The sequence below is a fragment of the Bacillus sp. NEAU-Y102 genome (genome assembly GCF_054788175.1).
On the sequence record NZ_JBTWFK010000015.1, the window covers coordinates 62,269 to 78,340 of the forward strand.

General features: G+C 34.7%; 20 protein-coding genes, 1 pseudogene and 1 riboswitch. Of the genes and pseudogenes, 16 read left to right on the plus strand and 5 right to left on the minus strand.

Annotated features, from left to right (window positions below; all coding sequences use genetic code 11):
* Positions 1 to 166 precede the first annotated feature (166 nt).
* On the plus strand, positions 167 to 385 hold the full coding sequence (locus ACYFX0_RS28020; protein WP_002081958.1) for a hypothetical protein: 219 nt from the start codon (positions 167 to 169) through the stop codon (positions 383 to 385).
* 40 nt (positions 386 to 425) lie between these two features.
* Here ACYFX0_RS28020 and ACYFX0_RS28025 read toward each other — a convergent pair.
* A pseudogene (locus tag ACYFX0_RS28025) lies at positions 426 to 1,421 on the minus strand (Rpn family recombination-promoting nuclease/putative transposase).
* A 230-nt stretch (positions 1,422 to 1,651) separates the two neighbouring features.
* Between ACYFX0_RS28025 and ACYFX0_RS28030 the strand changes: the two are divergent.
* Positions 1,652 to 2,161, plus strand: coding sequence for a DUF2199 domain-containing protein (locus tag ACYFX0_RS28030; RefSeq protein ID WP_000830226.1), 510 nt, complete (start codon positions 1,652 to 1,654; stop codon positions 2,159 to 2,161).
* Positions 2,162 to 2,202: 41 nt separating this feature from the next.
* On the opposite strand, the gene ACYFX0_RS28035 is transcribed toward ACYFX0_RS28030, so the two are convergent.
* Together ACYFX0_RS28035 and hpt are read right to left on the minus strand one after the other, a co-directional pair.
* Positions 2,203 to 3,105, minus strand: coding sequence for a diacylglycerol/lipid kinase family protein (locus ACYFX0_RS28035; protein WP_000167900.1), 903 nt, complete (start codon positions 3,103 to 3,105; stop codon positions 2,203 to 2,205).
* A gap of 83 nt (positions 3,106 to 3,188) precedes the next feature.
* Positions 3,189 to 3,716: a hypoxanthine phosphoribosyltransferase gene (gene hpt / locus ACYFX0_RS28040; protein WP_106082377.1), complete on the minus strand. Its 528-nt coding sequence runs from the start codon at positions 3,714 to 3,716 to the stop codon at positions 3,189 to 3,191.
* Positions 3,717 to 3,877: 161 nt separating this feature from the next.
* Between hpt and ACYFX0_RS28045 the strand changes: the two genes are divergently transcribed.
* The 6 genes from ACYFX0_RS28045 (at position 3,878) to ACYFX0_RS28070 (ending at position 8,564) form a co-directional block, all read left to right on the plus strand.
* Positions 3,878 to 4,093 (plus strand): hypothetical protein, encoded by a 216-nt coding sequence (locus ACYFX0_RS28045; protein ID WP_002081963.1) that lies wholly within the window; start codon positions 3,878 to 3,880, stop codon positions 4,091 to 4,093.
* A gap of 182 nt (positions 4,094 to 4,275) precedes the next feature.
* Positions 4,276 to 4,608, plus strand: a complete 333-nt coding sequence (locus tag ACYFX0_RS28050; protein ID WP_000415613.1) for a hypothetical protein — start codon at positions 4,276 to 4,278, stop codon at positions 4,606 to 4,608.
* Between the two features lie 178 nt (positions 4,609 to 4,786).
* Positions 4,787 to 5,278 carry an LPXTG cell wall anchor domain-containing protein gene (locus tag ACYFX0_RS28055; protein ID WP_000746712.1) on the plus strand — a complete coding sequence of 164 codons (492 nt, stop codon included), beginning with the start codon at positions 4,787 to 4,789 and terminating at the stop codon, positions 5,276 to 5,278.
* An 89-nt stretch (positions 5,279 to 5,367) separates the two neighbouring features.
* Entirely contained in the window at positions 5,368 to 5,988 is a 621-nt protein-coding gene (locus ACYFX0_RS28060; RefSeq protein ID WP_000771574.1) for a class D sortase, read from the plus strand.
* Positions 5,989 to 6,027: 39 nt separating this feature from the next.
* Complete coding sequence (locus ACYFX0_RS28065) at positions 6,028 to 6,717, plus strand: response regulator transcription factor (protein ID WP_000041850.1); 690 nt, start codon at positions 6,028 to 6,030, stop codon at positions 6,715 to 6,717.
* Positions 6,714 to 8,564, plus strand: coding sequence for a sensor histidine kinase (locus ACYFX0_RS28070; protein WP_000715418.1), 1,851 nt, complete (start codon positions 6,714 to 6,716; stop codon positions 8,562 to 8,564). Before ACYFX0_RS28065 ends, ACYFX0_RS28070 begins: the two co-directional genes overlap by 4 nt.
* A gap of 208 nt (positions 8,565 to 8,772) precedes the next feature.
* On the opposite strand, the gene thiT is transcribed toward ACYFX0_RS28070, so the two are convergent.
* On the minus strand, positions 8,773 to 9,444 hold the full coding sequence (thiT, locus tag ACYFX0_RS28075) for an energy-coupled thiamine transporter ThiT (protein ID WP_106082378.1): 672 nt from the start codon (positions 9,442 to 9,444) through the stop codon (positions 8,773 to 8,775).
* Between the two features lie 85 nt (positions 9,445 to 9,529).
* A riboswitch (TPP riboswitch) is annotated at positions 9,530 to 9,631 on the minus strand.
* Positions 9,632 to 9,832: 201 nt separating this feature from the next.
* Here thiT and ACYFX0_RS28080 point away from each other — a divergent pair.
* The 3 genes from ACYFX0_RS28080 to ACYFX0_RS28090 are packed head-to-tail and all read left to right on the plus strand — an operon-like array spanning position 9,833 to position 12,229.
* Positions 9,833 to 10,060 (plus strand): FeoA family protein, encoded by a 228-nt coding sequence (locus ACYFX0_RS28080; protein ID WP_000060521.1) that lies wholly within the window; start codon positions 9,833 to 9,835, stop codon positions 10,058 to 10,060.
* On the plus strand, positions 10,057 to 12,045 hold the full coding sequence (feoB, locus tag ACYFX0_RS28085; protein WP_106082379.1) for a ferrous iron transport protein B: 1,989 nt from the start codon (positions 10,057 to 10,059) through the stop codon (positions 12,043 to 12,045). Before ACYFX0_RS28080 ends, feoB begins: the two co-directional genes overlap by 4 nt.
* A gap of 13 nt (positions 12,046 to 12,058) precedes the next feature.
* Positions 12,059 to 12,229 (plus strand): FeoB-associated Cys-rich membrane protein, encoded by a 171-nt coding sequence (locus ACYFX0_RS28090; protein WP_000989591.1) that lies wholly within the window; start codon positions 12,059 to 12,061, stop codon positions 12,227 to 12,229.
* 34 nt (positions 12,230 to 12,263) lie between these two features.
* Here the strand turns inward: ACYFX0_RS28090 and ACYFX0_RS28095 are convergent, their stop codons facing one another.
* Positions 12,264 to 12,842, minus strand: coding sequence for a lipoprotein BA_5634 family protein (locus ACYFX0_RS28095; RefSeq protein ID WP_000737467.1), 579 nt, complete (start codon positions 12,840 to 12,842; stop codon positions 12,264 to 12,266).
* Between the two features lie 402 nt (positions 12,843 to 13,244).
* Here ACYFX0_RS28095 and ACYFX0_RS28100 point away from each other — a divergent pair, with 402 nt between their 5' ends.
* From ACYFX0_RS28100 to ACYFX0_RS28120, 5 genes are all read left to right on the plus strand, one after another.
* Complete coding sequence (locus ACYFX0_RS28100; protein ID WP_000110281.1) at positions 13,245 to 13,910, plus strand: PspA/IM30 family protein; 666 nt, start codon at positions 13,245 to 13,247, stop codon at positions 13,908 to 13,910.
* A gap of 80 nt (positions 13,911 to 13,990) precedes the next feature.
* The gene (locus ACYFX0_RS28105) at positions 13,991 to 14,395 is read left to right on the plus strand and encodes a DUF350 domain-containing protein (protein WP_000220087.1); all 405 of its coding nucleotides are present in this window, start codon (positions 13,991 to 13,993) and stop codon (positions 14,393 to 14,395) included.
* A gap of 21 nt (positions 14,396 to 14,416) precedes the next feature.
* Positions 14,417 to 14,923 (plus strand): DUF4178 domain-containing protein, encoded by a 507-nt coding sequence (locus ACYFX0_RS28110; protein WP_000051750.1) that lies wholly within the window; start codon positions 14,417 to 14,419, stop codon positions 14,921 to 14,923.
* A 12-nt stretch (positions 14,924 to 14,935) separates the two neighbouring features.
* Positions 14,936 to 15,754, plus strand: coding sequence for a DUF4247 domain-containing protein (locus tag ACYFX0_RS28115; RefSeq protein WP_000071190.1), 819 nt, complete (start codon positions 14,936 to 14,938; stop codon positions 15,752 to 15,754).
* Between the two features lie 98 nt (positions 15,755 to 15,852).
* Positions 15,853 to 16,071 (plus strand): hypothetical protein, encoded by a 219-nt coding sequence (locus ACYFX0_RS28120; RefSeq protein ID WP_000214757.1) that lies wholly within the window; start codon positions 15,853 to 15,855, stop codon positions 16,069 to 16,071.
* The last annotated feature ends 1 nt before the right edge of the window (position 16,072 follow it).

The following is a 16,072-nucleotide window of genomic DNA, read 5'->3' on the forward strand; positions in this document are numbered from 1 at the left end:
TCCTTACATATGATAGAACGAGAAAAGATAGAAGAGAGAGATGTATATTGTCCAAAACGTAATGCGAAAATTTGAAGAGGAAATTCTGCTCCTTTTTGTTCGAAATGTAATTTAATATTTTAACTATAGGAAATCCGAAATCATTTTGTATGGTTTCGGATTTTTTATGCTGAAAATAGAAGAAATAAAGAGCGGAAAAAAGTTTGAACAAGGGATTGAGTATATGAATATTATTGAAGGATATCCCATTATTATGAAGTATTTCGTAGAGATGGATCGAGAAGTTTTGAGGGTTTTATTACCTGATGAAAGAGGGATTCTTCCTACGAGGCCAGAGTGTGATGAATGTTATAAGACTCAATTGGATGGTATTGAGGAGAGTTGATAAAAAAAGAGCTTGAAACTATTCAAGCTCTTTTTTATGACTATTTATGTCCTAAAATATGCTCAATCTCATGCAAACTTAATTTACTTGCCTTAGCAATCGTTTCAAGTGGTATACCAAGATCATACATATTTTTAATCATTTGAATTTTTCCCTGTTGGACTCCTTCTTTTCGACCTTTTTCAATGCCCTGTTGAATGCCCTGTTGAATGCCTTTTTCAATGCCTTTTTCAATGCCTTTTTCAAGCCCTTTTTTTATCCCTTGTTCCATCCCTCTTTTTATTCCTTCTGTCTCTGCGTGGGCGAATTTTGCTGCTTCATCCATTAAAACTTTCTCCCTTGCGTCATAGGCTTGTCGGAAAGAAGAATCTTGACTCATACGTTCCCATTTATTTATCGCTTTTTGTAAAATAGGGTCTTGGTTCATAGCAATATCCTCCAATAGTTTAGTTAAGTGCTCATCCTCATTTGCTGAAAGCAATAAAAGTCAACGAACAAATGGATCTTTCCACGGATTTACTTTTTCTTCATACCATTGTTCAGTTAACTTTGGAATTTCTATAGTGTGGATTTCTATGTCGTCACTTAGGAGTTTTTTTTGTTGTGTATTCCATAATATGCTCGTTGTATGGAAGGCTGGGTGTTCCGAAAACATTACGAAGTTTAGTAAGTTTATGGTGATGGTTTTGTGAAGTGCACTGTAGGGCATCCCTTTTTGTAGTTGAGATGTGTATAGTCTTCCCCAATAATATAAACTGCGTTTAACCATATCGTGATTATTATTGAGTTGTATTTCTACATTGACTTTTGTTCCTGTGTTTAATGTCGCTGAAATGTCTAAAATAGATAACTTATCCTCTTCATATTCCCTGTGTAAATGTGGATCTTCTAGTTGTAGAGAAGCAATGGGCGACTCTAAAGAATCTTGTAACATAGCGTTTAAAAATGCAATTAGAATATCTTCACTACCATTCGTACCAAACAATTGTTTAAATGCAAAATCAATGCGTAAATTAACTAACTGTTGGTTGAACAAAGTTTGTCCTCTCCCTTATATGAAGGTGCTTCTTTCCTTCATTGTACATAAAAAGAACTAGAGTATGCAAACTAGTCATTCTACTATTTTTTAGTAATATTATTAGAAAATGAAAGGTAAGTATGTTTATGGTATACTCTAGTGAAATTGTAAATAAGGATGCTAATACGAACTGGGAAAATTGGGTGGAGTTTGGTTGTGACTGAAAAAGATAGGAGAAAGAATAATAAATGAAAAGAAGAAGAAAATCTGGAGAAAAAGTACAAATGAGTCATTTTACACTTCCTTTATGCTACGGAAGTGAAGCACCATATTATTATTACGAGGTAGCGCCCCATGAAAGAGAGGGACGCTTCCATTTAACATCAGAACTTTGCGTAATGGACGATGAACATTACTTTATTAGAGGTTGTTTAGAGATTCCTATCATTGATTACCACGAAAATTTCATATGGACTGTGTGGGTATCGCTTAGTAAAGAAAGTTATGATGAAGTATTAGAAAAGTGGGATGAGAGAGGCCGAGAAAATAGTGATCCTTATTTTGGGTGGTTATCTGTAGAAATACCAGTTTATCCAGAAACATTAAATTTAAAAACAAATGTACATATAAGAGAAGTTGGAATGGCACCGTATGTTGAATTAGAGCCAACCGACCATCCTTTAGCGATCGAACAAAGAAATGGAATTACTTTAGACAGAGTTAAAGAAATAGAGGAAATTATTCAACGACATAACTAGATTAGAAGAGAAAAAACGAGTGCTAGCACTCGTTTTTTTCTTTACACAACCGCAGGATTATAAATCATCGTAAAGTGTCCTGGTAATAATTCAATGTGACAAGGTGTATGAAGCGAACTTTCTCCATCTGTATCTACTTCTTTTTCTTCCTCTGTTTCGATATGAATGGATTTCGCTTTTACGTGGAAGATGTCATTTTCATTTGAGTCTTCAAATAATTTCTTTCCGATGTAATCTTTAAATGCTTGAATCCCTGTTGATTTGACTACGAAAATATCAAGTGTTCCGTCATCACATTTTACGTTCGGAATAAAGGATGGAATACCACCAAGATATTCACCATTTCCAACCATGACAAGGACAGCTTCGTCTTCATATACTTGTCCGTCATAAGTAATTTTTACCGGGAATGTTTCAGCATTTTTTACAGTTCGAATTGTACTTAAATAGTAACCGATTTTACCAAGCTTTGCTTTTTCTTCTGCATCGATATTGTTTGATACTTCAGATACGAGACCAATCCCCCAGAAGTTTAAGAAATGTTGTCCATTTGCTTTTGCAACGTCAACTGGTTTTATATGTTCTTTTGTAATAAGTTTTGCCGCTTCTGCAATGTTTTGCGGAACACCAAGTGTGCGAGAGAAGTCATTGCAAGTTCCACCTGGAATAATTGCAAGTGTAGGTCTAGTTTCGAGAGGTGCTAAGCCATTTGTGCATTCAAATACTGTTCCATCACCACCAAAGACGATAATTAAATCTACTTTACTAGCAAACTCTTGGCAATATTTTGTTGCATCACCTTGTTTTTTCGTATGAAGGATATGTAGATCAGGAAAAGCTGCGGCAAGAGGTGGTACGATTTTTGTTAAATTTGTATGTAAGTCACCTTGACCAGCTTTCGGATTTACGATGAGGAGTACTTTTTCAAATTTTGTCTTTGTCATTTTTATTCTCTCCCTTTGTCTTTTACGAATCGTGATAGAAAATAAACTTCCATCAGTAATTGATGGAAGCTTATTTTATTATATTATTCCGTTACAACTGAAGCAATAAATGGTAAGTTACGATATTTTTCCGCACAGTCGATACCGTATCCAACGATGAATTCGTCTGGAATTTGGAAGCCAACATATTCAGCTGTTAAGTCTACTTTACGGCGTTCTGGCTTATCAAGTAATGTACAGAACTTGAGTGCCTTTGGTTTATGCATAAAGAAGTGGTCTTTTAGGAAATGAAGTGTTAAACCAGAATCGATAATATCTTCTACAACAATTACGTTTTTTTCAGTAATGTTTACGTCAATATCTTTTAGTAGTTTCACTTTTCCTGTTGTTTCTGTTTGATTTCCGTAGCTAGATGCAGAAATAAAGTCAATTGTTACATCATTTTTGATGTGACGAATTAAATCAGCAGCAAATACGAATGAACCTTTTAATACTGCGATAACTACGATTTCTTCTCCTTCAAAGTCACGTTCGATTTGAAGTGCTAATTCTTTCACTTTTGCTTGTAATTGTTCTTCAGAAATTAAAGTGTCTTTTATTTCAATATTCATTGTAATCCTCCTACAGTGTAAAACTTGCGAACATTTCGACTGTAAAGGATAGAATAGAAAAAGTCAAAGGAGATAGTAATTTTTTACAAAGATAAAGACAAAATCATCTGATGATATGATATACTAAGTACATTAAGAAAACGCTTCCAAAAAGGGTGAATATGATGAAGAAGAAACAGTACACAAGTGTAACATTTATAAAAGCATTACTTTTAACAATTGTTCTTGGCCTGTTGGCTTACGTAATTGATGTACCTGCGATTCGTATTTCATTAATTGGAATGACTTTAGTGTTAGGAGCAATTTCGCACGGTATGATGTCGCAGCTAAAAGAAGCTGGACTTGATGATATGAGAAATCATATAGATAAAAAGTAAGAAACCTTCATTATATAGAGTGAAGGTTTTTTGTTTCTTACAAAAATGTAAGGTAGTTGTAAGGCAAATCGATAGTTGCATAATAGCATTTTGGATAAACTATGGGTGTAAGGTAAAAGGCAAGCATATTTTAGGTAAATTAAGTTTTAGGCACTCTATATGTGAAAAAGGAGTAGGAGGGCATGGAGAAACGTTGGACGACCTTTTCTTTTTTAGCGACTAGTAATACCGTAATGCTAGATGGAAAAATGGATTTTTTGCACTTGTTTGATCGTGAAGATGATCATTCTTCTTCTAAATTTACAATGAAATGGAATAAATGGAGCGAAAGTTGTAGGTTTGAAGAAGAGGCCCCTAACGAAGAGCAAAAGATTATTTTGACAAACCCTATTAAAGCGTGGGTTGTTCAACGTCGTAAGTGTAACGTCAAAAATCACTTCAAGAAAACTGAGCCGAGACAATTAGTTATCGCTCCGGCCCGTTCTACTTCCAAATCGCGCGAAAGTAACATGTAAATATTGAGACACACACCCGAAAAAAACATCGTATATATTGCGATGTTTTTTTCTTTTTCTACAATGAAATCTTTAAATGAATTATATTTCATCTGCATCTTATATTTATATCTCTTGCTTATTCTAGTAATACATCCGATGCGAGTTGATGTGAATAAAATATAAGGAGAGAATGAAGATGAAAAAGAGACTATTACCAATTTGTGCAATGGCACTTTTAACAGTAGGATATTCTTCAGTAGCGAGTGCTTCAACAGGAACATTGACAAAGGAAGAAGCAGCGCAAATGCAGCAAGATAAAGCTAAAAAAGAAGAAGCAATTAAGGAACAGCAAAAAAGTGAAATAGAGAAAAAGGAAGCGGCACAAGTACAAGAAAAAAATGATATGGCTAAAGAAGAGGAAGCAATAAAAGCTGAGAAAAAAAGTGAAGAAGAGAAAAAGAGAATAGCGCAAGAACAGTTAAAAAACGATATGGCCAAAAAAGAAGCAGCTATAGAAGCTGGGCAAAAGAATGAAGTAGCTAAAAAAGAAGTAGCCAAGCCAGTTGTACAAGGTGAAAAATTGCCAAACACGGCATCAAATAACGTGGTAATGATGGGATTAAGTGCAGCCCTTGTAGCACTAGGTACATTATTTGGTTTGAATCGTCGCAGTAAGTTTAAAGTGTAAATAAAATATTGTCCTATAAAGAATGGGATAATTTCATATATTAAAAATGGTAGGTTACTCCTACCATTTTTGGCATGGAGGGATGAAACATGAAGTTACTCAATTATATCGGTATCATATTGATGGCTATAGGGCTATTCATGGGATCCTATTACGCTGTGGAATGGTATAAAGGAAAGAGCTCTGCCGGGCAATTAACAGCAGAAGAAATAAAGAGCCTTAAAAATATACAAGATACTCAACTTTCTCATGAAACACCTGTAACCACTCAAGTGCCTTCTTCTCAAACAGAACATAAAGAAGGAGAAAAGGTAGCGATGTTAAACATACCGAAAATAAAGAAGAAGTTTTCTATATATTGGGGAGCGGATGATACGACTCTGAAAAAAGGAGTTGGTATGTTTGTTAGTGATTTAACGACAACTCCATCTGGAGGGGGACATACTGTACTGAGTGGACATCGAGATACTGTATTTACAGATTTAGGAGAGTTGAAAGAAAAGGATACCCTTGTTTTAGAGTATGATAATAAAACGTACACATATGAAATTCAAAAGACATGGATTACTCATGCGGATGATCGTACTGTTATTATAAAAAAAGAAGAACCGATATTAACACTGACAACTTGTTATCCATTTGATTATATAGGGGATGCACCAGATAGATATATTATCGAGGCGAAGTTAACTGGCAGTTATTCAAAATGAAATTATAGTTTCTGAAAGCAGGAGGGGGATATATAAGTTATGTCAAAAAACATTTTAATTGTTGAAGATGAAGATATATTACGTGAAATATTAAAAGATTATTTTTTAAGTGAACAATATGTAGTGTTTGAAGCGAGGGACGGGAAAGAGGCTTTAGTTGTATTTGAAGAAGAAGAAGTTGATTTAGTTATTTTAGATATTATGTTGCCAGAACTCGATGGATGGTCTGTTTGCCGAAGAATTAGGAAGACGTCCGAGGTGCCTATTATTATGCTGACGGCGCGCGTAGATGAAGATGATACGTTACTTGGTTTTGAACTTGGGGCAGATGACTATGTGACGAAGCCGTATAGTCCACCCATTCTATTAGCAAGAGCGAAACGATTATTAGAAAGTAGAAAGGCATCGAAGAAACCTTTAGAGAATGAAGATGATACGTTATCGATTCATGGCATCCAAGTTCATTTTCCGTCACGTACTGTTACTGTTGATGAGGCAGATGTTAGTTTAACGCATACGGAGTTTGAAATATTAGTGTATTTCATGAAAAACCAAGGAATTGTACTAACAAGGGAACAATTAATTTCAAGAATTTGGGGATATGAATTTGCTGGTGATGATCGAACGGTTAATAGTCATATTCGTAATTTAAGAAATAAATTAGGAGAGAAGGCAAAGTACATTACAACTGTAGTACGAACAGGTTATAAATTTGAGGGAAATGTATGAAGAAAGGAATTGTACTAAAATTATTTACTCTTACAACAGCATTATGTATGTTGATTTTAGCGACGATATTTATTGGACAAACGATATTTTTTAAACAATATTATGCGAATCGAAAAGTGGAAGATATTAAAGTGAATTTAAATTCCTTTGAGAAGAATTATCTAAACTACACAGGAAATGCAGAAGGAATTCAGAAACTTGAGCAAGACTTTTTTAGGGAAAATAATACGTGGATTACGACACTAGATCAGAATGGGAATTTAAAACATGTGGATGATTTTTATTTTGAGGTAACGATAGATCGTAGGCAACAAAAGAGCTTTGGACAACAACTATTCAAGATACCCTTATACAATCTCGTCAATATAGAGGAGATTGATAATAAATCATTAGAGCAGTTTTTAGGACAAGAGATTTATTTTTCTGGAGTGAGAAAAGAAGATAGTTTTATTCCATTCTCTTTTTCTTTATCTAAGCAGAATTTAAGTGGATCTAATAAACCGTTAGAAAAAGCATTTCAGGAGAAAATAAAATTAGATGAGGAGAAAAAGAGAGCGGCTGGGGAGCAACTTGCTAAGGAAAAGAAACCAGCCGTACAGGAAGAAGCTGCTCAGGAATTAGGCGTTTACATAGGAGGACGTGTTACAAAAGTACAGTTACCAGATGTAAACGGTCCTGTGAATCCAATTTATAAAAATAGCATATTTTTAGATAATATTAAGGGTTTTCAAACCGATTTATTATTAAAAGAAAGCAATAAAATACGATATACAACACAAACAATAGATTATGAAAAGAATGATATAAAATATAAATTATTAATTAAGCCAATAAAAGAAAAAGACGGATCAGTAGCATATATATATGCAATGGCTTCTTTACAGCCTGTAGATGAAGCTGTACAAATGGTGCAAGATTATTACATATACATCATTGCATTTGTAGTCGTTCTTATTTTTTTAGCTTCGTTTTATTATTCAAAGCAAATTGCCAAACCGTTATTAAAAATAAATGATACGACGAAGAAAATAGCGCATTTAGATTTTACAGAAAAAATACCGATTACTTCAAAAGATGAAATTGGTGATTTATCGAAAAATATTAATATACTTTCTAACAAATTAAATTCTCATATCGGACAGCTTGAACAAGATATTGAAAAGGAAAGAAAGTTAGAAAATACACGGAAAGAATTCATTTCTGGTGTTTCGCATGAATTGAAAACACCGCTGAGTATTATGAAAAGTTGTATTTCCATTTTAAAAGACGGGGTAGCTGAGCATAAAAAAGAGTATTATTTTCAGGCGATGGAGAGAGAAGTAGACAAAATGGATACTTTAATTTTGGATATGCTTGAGTTAGCTAAATTTGAATCTGGTACATATAAAATGAAAAAGTCTTCGTTTTATATTGATACAGTAATTGAAGATATATGTGAACATCTATCTGTGGAAATAGAGAAAAAAGAACTTCATGTTCATAAAAATATACGTTCATTTGAAGTGATTGCAAATCAAGGCCGAATTGAACAAGTCATTGTGAACTTCATTACGAATGCAATACGTTATACACCAAATAAAGAGGATATTATTATTTCGACAATAGATGATAAAGATCGTATAAAAGTGTGCATTGAAAATAAAGGTACTCACATTGAAGAAGAACAATTAGATAAAATTTGGGATCGCTTTTATCGCGTGGATGCAGCTCGGCAGCGTTCACAAGGTGGGACGGGACTTGGGCTTGCTATTTCTAAAAATATTTTAGAATTACACGATGCTGAATATGGAGTAAAGAATACAGGAGATGGTGTATTATTTTACTTTTACTTACCGAAAAAAGCGTAGATAATGCATGCTACGCTTTTTTTAATTTATTTTCATACTATCTTTACCTAATCTTTATTTTTAAACGATATAATCTGGTTAGAAAACGAGGTTATGTAAGGAGTCGATGAACCGTGCATAGCAATTGGCTAAGTATAATGGTATTTATTTTCTTTTGTGCATTTATTGTATTTTTAATTGATATTACGATATGAAAAAAGAGCGCTCATTAAGCGCCCTTTTTTTGTGTATTCATTTGATAAGCACTGATGCTTTTGAATAAACGTGGTGAAGTGATAAATAAAAATATAAGTAAAACGGTACATAGAATATAGGAACCAATCATTGTACTACCGTTAAATATTAAAGAATATAGAGCTGCTGATTGTCCTTTTGGTGCATATTGTCCCCAGAAAATGATACCAGCGATAAAGTGACAGAAGTAACGAGCTAGACTACCGATAAAAGTAGCGACGATAATATATCCAATTACTTTCTTCCCTTGGTTTGGTTTTGATGAAGGTTTGTCTTTACGGCTACCTAAGTTTGATTGTTCTTCGTTATTTTCATTGGATGTTAAAAGCGCCTTTTGAATTGGACGATAGAATAAACCAGCAAACCCAATGAATGCGAAAGCAATGAAGTATTCAATTAATACTTGAATTGGTGTTACGATAATGGCATCGCCTACGACAATTTGTAATAATCCCCAAATTAAGCCTCCTAAGAAAGCCATTTTGAAACCCCAGCGATAAGCGATAATAAAAATAGGAATCATTGCAAAAGATATAGAACCGCCTGTAGCTGATATTTTTATTGAAAGTGGTAAAATGTCGATGACCATGGCGAAGGCTGCAAGAATAGCAGATTCAATCATCGCTTGTAAATTGGTGTTACGCATGTTGTCTCCCCCTAAATCCAAGTTGTACAAAAAAGAATAGATATCATAGGAGGATACGAAATACGTAAATGAAAAGAGGTATGTATTTCGGACGTTTGCACAATCCCTGCGTTAGCATTAACTAACAGGTTCGAAGGGTCGGAACGAAGTGTTCCCTCTCAGCGGCATGGCTCCCCCAGTGATAACGAGATTCTTTATTTGTTATTGTTTATTGTTTATTGTAAGCGAAATGGATGAGAATGGCAAACGAATCTGTTATGACAATTATTGAAATAGAATTGTAGCGAAATGTTAATAAATATGAAGCAAAAGGGTATAGTACAAGAGAAATAGAGTGTGCTATAATTCTTCTGAAAATAATTATCATTCTCTTCGGAGGGGGAAGGTTATGAGCTTAGTAGATATTAAAATCGGTGAGAAAGTGCTAGTGAAAAGTGTTCAGTCTTTAGATTATTTACTAAAGAGAAGATTGGCTGCTTTCGGTCTTTCTGAAGGAAGCGAACTTCGTATGAAGCAAAAGGCGATGTTCAAAGGTCCTTGTACATTGGAGTGTCGTGGACAGTTAATTAGTATTCGTCATTGTGACGCGAAAATGATAAAGGTGGAATTAGCGTGAATAAGGTTGCTTTGCTAGGGAATCCAAATACAGGAAAGACATCATTATTTAATGCACTTACTGGTTCTTATGAATACGTAGGAAACTGGAGCGGTGTAACAGTAGAAAAAAAGGTTGGTAAATTAAAAGATAGACAAGGAACATTAATTGATTTACCAGGTGTTTATGATTTAAATCCAGTTTCACGTGATGAAGGTGTTGTAACAAACTTTCTATTAACAGAAGAATTTCAGCATATGTTAAATATTGTGGATTCTTCGCAGTTTGAACGAAATATGCATTTAACGTTGCAGTTGCTCGAACTTGGCAAGCCAGTTTCAATTGGTCTAAATATGGTTGATGTGGCGAAGCAAAGAGGAATTGTGATCGATGTAAAACGTTTATCCGAATTATTAGGCGTAACAGTCGTTCCTGTCGTTGCAAGAAGTGGAAAAGGTTGTGAAGAACTACTTGCGACCCTTAAAGAAAATGACAAAAACGAGAAAAAACCATTCATTATTTCATATGGTGTACAAATGGATGAAGGAATTGAAGAGGTAATTTCTCTTTTAGAGAAAGCAAATTACGAGCATCCGAGATGGTTAGCACTTCAATTTTTAAGCAATAACGAAGTAGTAGAAAAAGAAATAAAAGCATTACCAATTTATAAGGAACTTGTAGCCATTCGATCTCGCCTAGAGGGAAAACTTGATTGTACGTTGGAAGAGCACATTTACAAAACTCGTGAAGCGTATATTGAAAAGTTAAAAACAAATGTTATGAAGCATGAGAAAGAAGGGGAAATTCCTTTTTCGGAAAAAATTGATAGACTAATTACGCATAAAATTTTAGGACTTCCAATCTTTTTAGCAGTTATGTTTTTTATTTTTCAGGTTACGTTTACGTGGATTGGGACACCTTTATCGGATATGTTAGATGAGTTTTTTGGTGGCCAGCTTACGGATTGGGTGACGGTTGGACTTACAAGTATTGGAGCTTCTCATTTTATTCAAGCGCTCGTTACAGAAGGTATTATTGCCGGTGTTGGTGCTGTATTAGTATTCGTACCACAAATCTTTGCACTATTCTTTTTCATTTCATTATTAGAAGACTCAGGATATATGGCGCGAATTGCAGTTGTTATGGATCGAATTATGGAGTTCTTCGGTTTAAACGGAAAAGCGTTTATTCCGATGATTATCGGTTTTGGATGTAACGTTCCAGGTATTATGGCAGCGAGAACGATTGAACAAGAAAAAGAACGTTTACTTACAGTTCTTGTAACACCATTTATGTCTTGTTCGGCACGTTTGCCTGTATACGCATTATTTGCGGGCGTATTCTTCCCTCATAGTCAGGCAACTGTTGTATTTTCTTTATATGTTGCAGGTATTGTTCTTGCATTACTAGTTACAAAAATTATGTCTCTTACAATTTTAAAAGCGGAAAAGTCTATTTTCGTAATTGAACTACCTCCTTACCGCGTGCCACAAGCGAAAACGTTATGGCTAAGCACGTGGGAGAAAGGGAAAGGATTTGTTCGTAAAGCAGGTACATTCATCTTTGGTGGTTCTGTTGTCATTTGGTTATTAAACTATGCAGGTCCATCAGGATTTGGTGTTGATATGGGAGACAGTTACTTAGCGATGATTGGTGGGTTTATCGCACCGCTATTTGCACCGCTCGGCTTCGGAACGTGGCAAGCTGCAGCATCCCTTTTAACAGGATTTTTAGCAAAAGAAGTTGTCGTTTCTACAATGGCAATTATTTATGCAGTTAAAGAAGATGTGCTTGGAAACGTAATGGGAGCACATTATACAGCATTATCAGCTTATGCATTTATGTTCTTTATTTTATTATATGTTCCATGTTTAGCGACGGTGGCTGTTATTAAACGTGAAACAGGATCAGCGAAATGGACGATTTTCTCAGTCGTTTATCCACTCGTTGTTGCTTATGTATTAACGCTTATTATATACCAAGTTGGATCTTTACTAGGATTCTAAAAGGAGATGTATAATGATGGTCAATATTATAATTGGAGCTATCATTTTTGGTTATGCAGCATACACGTTAGTTAATTTTGTAAAGAGAAGTAAAAAAGGAAAATGCGCAGCATGTTCTTTAAATAAGTCATGTCAGTCGAAAACTTGTAATCCGGATATGGAACAAATTGCTCATAATAAATAGAAAAAAGCTTTGCGAATTGCAAAGCTTTTTTGTTTTACTTTTTAATTTTTACAAGTTGAGAAGCTTCGACGCCTTTGTAACCAGGGAACTCTTTACTTGGGTCTTTATCAAATTTTAATACACCTACAGATTTTTCATCACCTTTTACACTGTTGTAAGTTGCGTCATCGACAATCGCATACATATCTGTATATGCACGGCCACTTCCGATAATTGTGTTGCCTTCATATTTTAATTTTGCCCCATCAAGTGTAGCATTTTCTACTTTTTCTTTTGCAAATAATAAACCTTGTTCTGTTGTTACAGCTGGTAATTTATCAAGTGGTTTCGTGTTGTCTTTTTCATCAACTTTGCTAAGTAACTCTTTTTTCACTAGTTCTTCACCAGTTTTCTTATCCATTACAAGAACTTTTTTACCATCTAATGTTGTCATTTTCATTTTATAGAAGTCTTTTTCTTTCACTTCTTTTTTGTTTTTATCTGTAATTTGCTGAACTTGTTCTTCTGAGCCGTACAGTACAAAACCGTTCGCTTTCTCTCCTAATAAAGAACAACCTGATAATGCACCAAATGAAATTGCTGCTGCTAATCCGATTCCTACTAATTTTTTCATGATGATTTCTCCTTTTATATGTTTTATAGTAAATACAATTTTTGTATTATTGCTTACATGTGAAGAAGCTTGTTTGTTGCTTCTGGTATTAGTGTATAAGAAATATCAGAATGCAACTATCGAGTTAGCTTACAGTAACATTACACTTATGTAATTTAGTGAAATCGCACAAAAGTAAGTTAATTTCAAAGAGGGATAATGAGAATATATTATAAATACAATATTGTATATAGAATGTCATATTATAATGGATGTATTTTGGAAATAACATGTAAGGACATATTAGTTTTGTTATAATAAACAAATAGGCTGTAAAATGAATATTCTTTACTGTAAAGGGAGATTTTTCAGTTTTCCAAGTAGTGAATTTGAAATATGAGGTTTATCATAGGAGGAATTTAGATGTCTGTATTTAAACGATTAAGAGATTTAACAATGTCAAATGTGTATTCATTAATTGAAAAAGCGGAAGATCCAGTTAAGATGACTGATCAATATTTACGCGATATGCAAGCCGATGTACAAGAAGCTGAGAAAAGTGTAGCAGCTCAAATCGCACTTGAGAAGAAATTCAAAATATTATTTGAAGAGCAAGAAGCACTTGTGAAAAAACGTGAAGAGCAAGCTCATATGGCTGTTCAAGCTAATAACTTAGATCTTGCGCGCCGTGCATTAGAAGAAAAACAAAATGCAGAGCAAAAAATGAATGAATATAAAGCAAGCTACGAGCAAAATAAAGCTGCTGCTGATAACCTGCGCCTTAAGCTAGAAGAAATGCGCAAGCAATTAACAGAGCTGAAAAATAAACGTGAAACACTTGTAGCACGTGTAAATGCAGCGAAAGCACAGAAAAATATTAATCAGGCAATGTCTGGATTTGATTCAAATTCAGCAAAAGCTGGTTTAAGCCGTATGGAAGAGAAAGCTCTTCAATTAGAGGCTGAAGCGGAAGCAAGCGGTGAAGTTTATAAGAAAGAAAAGTCATTAGATGATGAATTCGCAAGCTTAAACAAAAATTCTGCTGTTGACGATGAATTGGCTCGTATTATGAAGCAGTATGAGAAATAATATAGAATAAAGACAAATGAACCGACATGTCTAAACAAATTCATGTCGGTTTTCTATTATATTTTTGAGGAGGTTTTGCAATGACATGGATGAATGTAGTTGCCATGCTTGTATGGACTGGAGCGAGTGCAGTACTTTTATTTGCAATTATGTGGGTTGATTCAATTTTTACAAAATACAATGATTTAAAAGAAATCAAAAATGGAAATACAGCTGTAACAACTCGTTTTATTATGAAATTATTTGCACAAGGGTACATTTTATCTCAATCAATCACGAAAGCAAATGACTTATGGCAGGCGCTTCTTGCTTCAGCAGTTTCTTTCGTTATTTTATTAGTTGTAGAAATGTTTATCGAATTTGTGTTAAAGAAAATGTCTGGCTTAGATTTAGAAGAAGGTACGAAAGAAGGTAGCGTTGCACATGCGATGTTAGCTGGATCATTACATATTGTTGGTGCACTAATTTTAGGTGCTTGTTTATAAAGAGAAAAGGAGGGGTAGATCATGAGTTTATTTAAACGAATTAAAAATATAATGAAAAGCCCAGAGCCACCGAAGCCGGAAAAGAGTCTTTTAACGTTAGCTCCTGGCGATATGATTGAAGTTTCATTAGTTATGTACGAATTGACTGGGAAAACGAGTATGCATTCTCGTAAAGAAATTGTTTTAACACTGCAAGATGGAAAAGATATTCGTTATTTAAAAATTGAAGATCGTGAAAATACGTATTACAAATTATATACTCCAATTGATGGTCGCTTAGATTCAATTGATGAAATTCCGACGACAATTGAAATGGATGATACTGAGTACCATATGGAAGAACAATATAACGGACGTGTTGTTGTGATGGGGAAAACACCATTCTCAGCTTCAGAGGAACAGTACGTATGGGAATTCCAATCAGATAATCGAAAATTATTGCGTATTGAATGGCAAAATGGTCGCACAATGATGTATGAGGGAGAAGCAATCATTCCTGCTGATGTACAAATTATAAGAGCAACGTAAGGGGGCGTAATCATGTCAAACCGATTGTTTACCATGATTAAATCGTTTGTGATCCCTATACTTGCTATCGTTATATTACTTGTTGTTGCTGGTTATGCCTTATCAGGTTGTCAAGGCGGGCAGACAAAGTCGATTCAAGACCGTTATCCACTTGAGTCTGTCGCAAAGGAAGGTAAACAAGAATCTTACGTGTATAGGGCCGCCAATCGGTCAGTTCCTGAAGTAGCGAAGGAACTCATTAACGAAAGAGAACCGAAGCAAGCATCTAAAGAAGACGAAAATCAAATGTTCCTCGTTTATTCTGACAAGATTTATAACTTGCAAAAGGATAAAGAGAAACCATCGGATACGTTAATTGAAATAAGTAATAAAGAATTTGTCCGTCAAAATTATCAACCGTCCTTCTTGCAAGGATATATTATGGGTAGCATATTAAACGATATATTTGGTTCACGAAAATCATCATACGGTGATTATCGAGGATATAACGACAGACAAAATCATAAACCAGTCATTCCAGAGAGACCACCTACGAAAGAAGAAAAGAAAACCCCACCTCCAATTACGAAGGAAGGGAAAGGGTCTATTATTAAGCGAGGCGATAATGTAGATTCGAAACCATCAGTAGGTGATAAGGGAAGTATTACTGAAAAAGGAAGTAATACGACGCCCCCACCCTCTACTGGAAGCAAGGGTAAAATTACAAAAACACCAGGCGGTTCAAGCGGATCAGATGTGAAGCCGAAATCATCTATTAAAACTCCGCCAAGGAATACATCTCCCCCGAAAACGAGGGTCGGTGGTTCAGGAAAGATTACGAAGAGAAGATAGTGTAGAGACCGAAAAGTGTAAATTACTTTTTGGTCTTTTTTTGTTATGGGAATTAATTCCTTATAACTGGTACAATTGAAGTATAAGGAGGGGATAGTATGACTACGTATAAAAGATTTAGTGTAATTATGTTCCTTGTATTATTCCTCAGCTTGTTTATTAGCACGACAATGAAATTTCATTTTGTAGTAGGTATTCTATGGATACTGTGTACATGCACTTTATTTTTGTATATCCCGCTGCGTTTTCAACATGAAGTGACGGCTTTTCAAAAGTATGTAGCGTGGATTAAACGTGGGAGTCGGTGGGGCGAGTAAA

Bases quoted from the DNA above. Each gene is read 5' to 3' on its own strand.
- ACYFX0_RS28020 (WP_002081958.1), top strand. From the start codon at position 167: ATGCTGAAAATAGAAGAAATAAAGAGCGGAAAAAAGTTTGAACAAGGG.
- ACYFX0_RS28030 (WP_000830226.1), top strand. From the start codon at position 1,652: ATGAAAAGAAGAAGAAAATCTGGAGAAAAAGTACAAATGAGTCATTTT.
- ACYFX0_RS28035 (WP_000167900.1), bottom strand. From the start codon at position 3,105: ATGACAAAGACAAAATTTGAAAAAGTACTCCTCATCGTAAATCCGAAA.
- hpt (WP_106082377.1), bottom strand. From the start codon at position 3,716: ATGAATATTGAAATAAAAGACACTTTAATTTCTGAAGAACAATTACAA.
- ACYFX0_RS28045 (WP_002081963.1), top strand. From the start codon at position 3,878: ATGATGAAGAAGAAACAGTACACAAGTGTAACATTTATAAAAGCATTA.
- ACYFX0_RS28050 (WP_000415613.1), top strand. From the start codon at position 4,276: ATGGAGAAACGTTGGACGACCTTTTCTTTTTTAGCGACTAGTAATACC.
- ACYFX0_RS28055 (WP_000746712.1), top strand. From the start codon at position 4,787: ATGAAAAAGAGACTATTACCAATTTGTGCAATGGCACTTTTAACAGTA.
- ACYFX0_RS28060 (WP_000771574.1), top strand. From the start codon at position 5,368: ATGAAGTTACTCAATTATATCGGTATCATATTGATGGCTATAGGGCTA.
- ACYFX0_RS28065 (WP_000041850.1), top strand. From the start codon at position 6,028: ATGTCAAAAAACATTTTAATTGTTGAAGATGAAGATATATTACGTGAA.
- ACYFX0_RS28070 (WP_000715418.1), top strand. From the start codon at position 6,714: ATGAAGAAAGGAATTGTACTAAAATTATTTACTCTTACAACAGCATTA.
- thiT (WP_106082378.1), bottom strand. From the start codon at position 9,444: ATGCGTAACACCAATTTACAAGCGATGATTGAATCTGCTATTCTTGCA.
- ACYFX0_RS28080 (WP_000060521.1), top strand. From the start codon at position 9,833: ATGAGCTTAGTAGATATTAAAATCGGTGAGAAAGTGCTAGTGAAAAGT.
- ACYFX0_RS28090 (WP_000989591.1), top strand. From the start codon at position 12,059: ATGATGGTCAATATTATAATTGGAGCTATCATTTTTGGTTATGCAGCA.
- ACYFX0_RS28095 (WP_000737467.1), bottom strand. From the start codon at position 12,842: ATGAAAAAATTAGTAGGAATCGGATTAGCAGCAGCAATTTCATTTGGT.
- ACYFX0_RS28100 (WP_000110281.1), top strand. From the start codon at position 13,245: ATGTCTGTATTTAAACGATTAAGAGATTTAACAATGTCAAATGTGTAT.
- ACYFX0_RS28105 (WP_000220087.1), top strand. From the start codon at position 13,991: ATGACATGGATGAATGTAGTTGCCATGCTTGTATGGACTGGAGCGAGT.
- ACYFX0_RS28110 (WP_000051750.1), top strand. From the start codon at position 14,417: ATGAGTTTATTTAAACGAATTAAAAATATAATGAAAAGCCCAGAGCCA.
- ACYFX0_RS28115 (WP_000071190.1), top strand. From the start codon at position 14,936: ATGTCAAACCGATTGTTTACCATGATTAAATCGTTTGTGATCCCTATA.
- ACYFX0_RS28120 (WP_000214757.1), top strand. From the start codon at position 15,853: ATGACTACGTATAAAAGATTTAGTGTAATTATGTTCCTTGTATTATTC.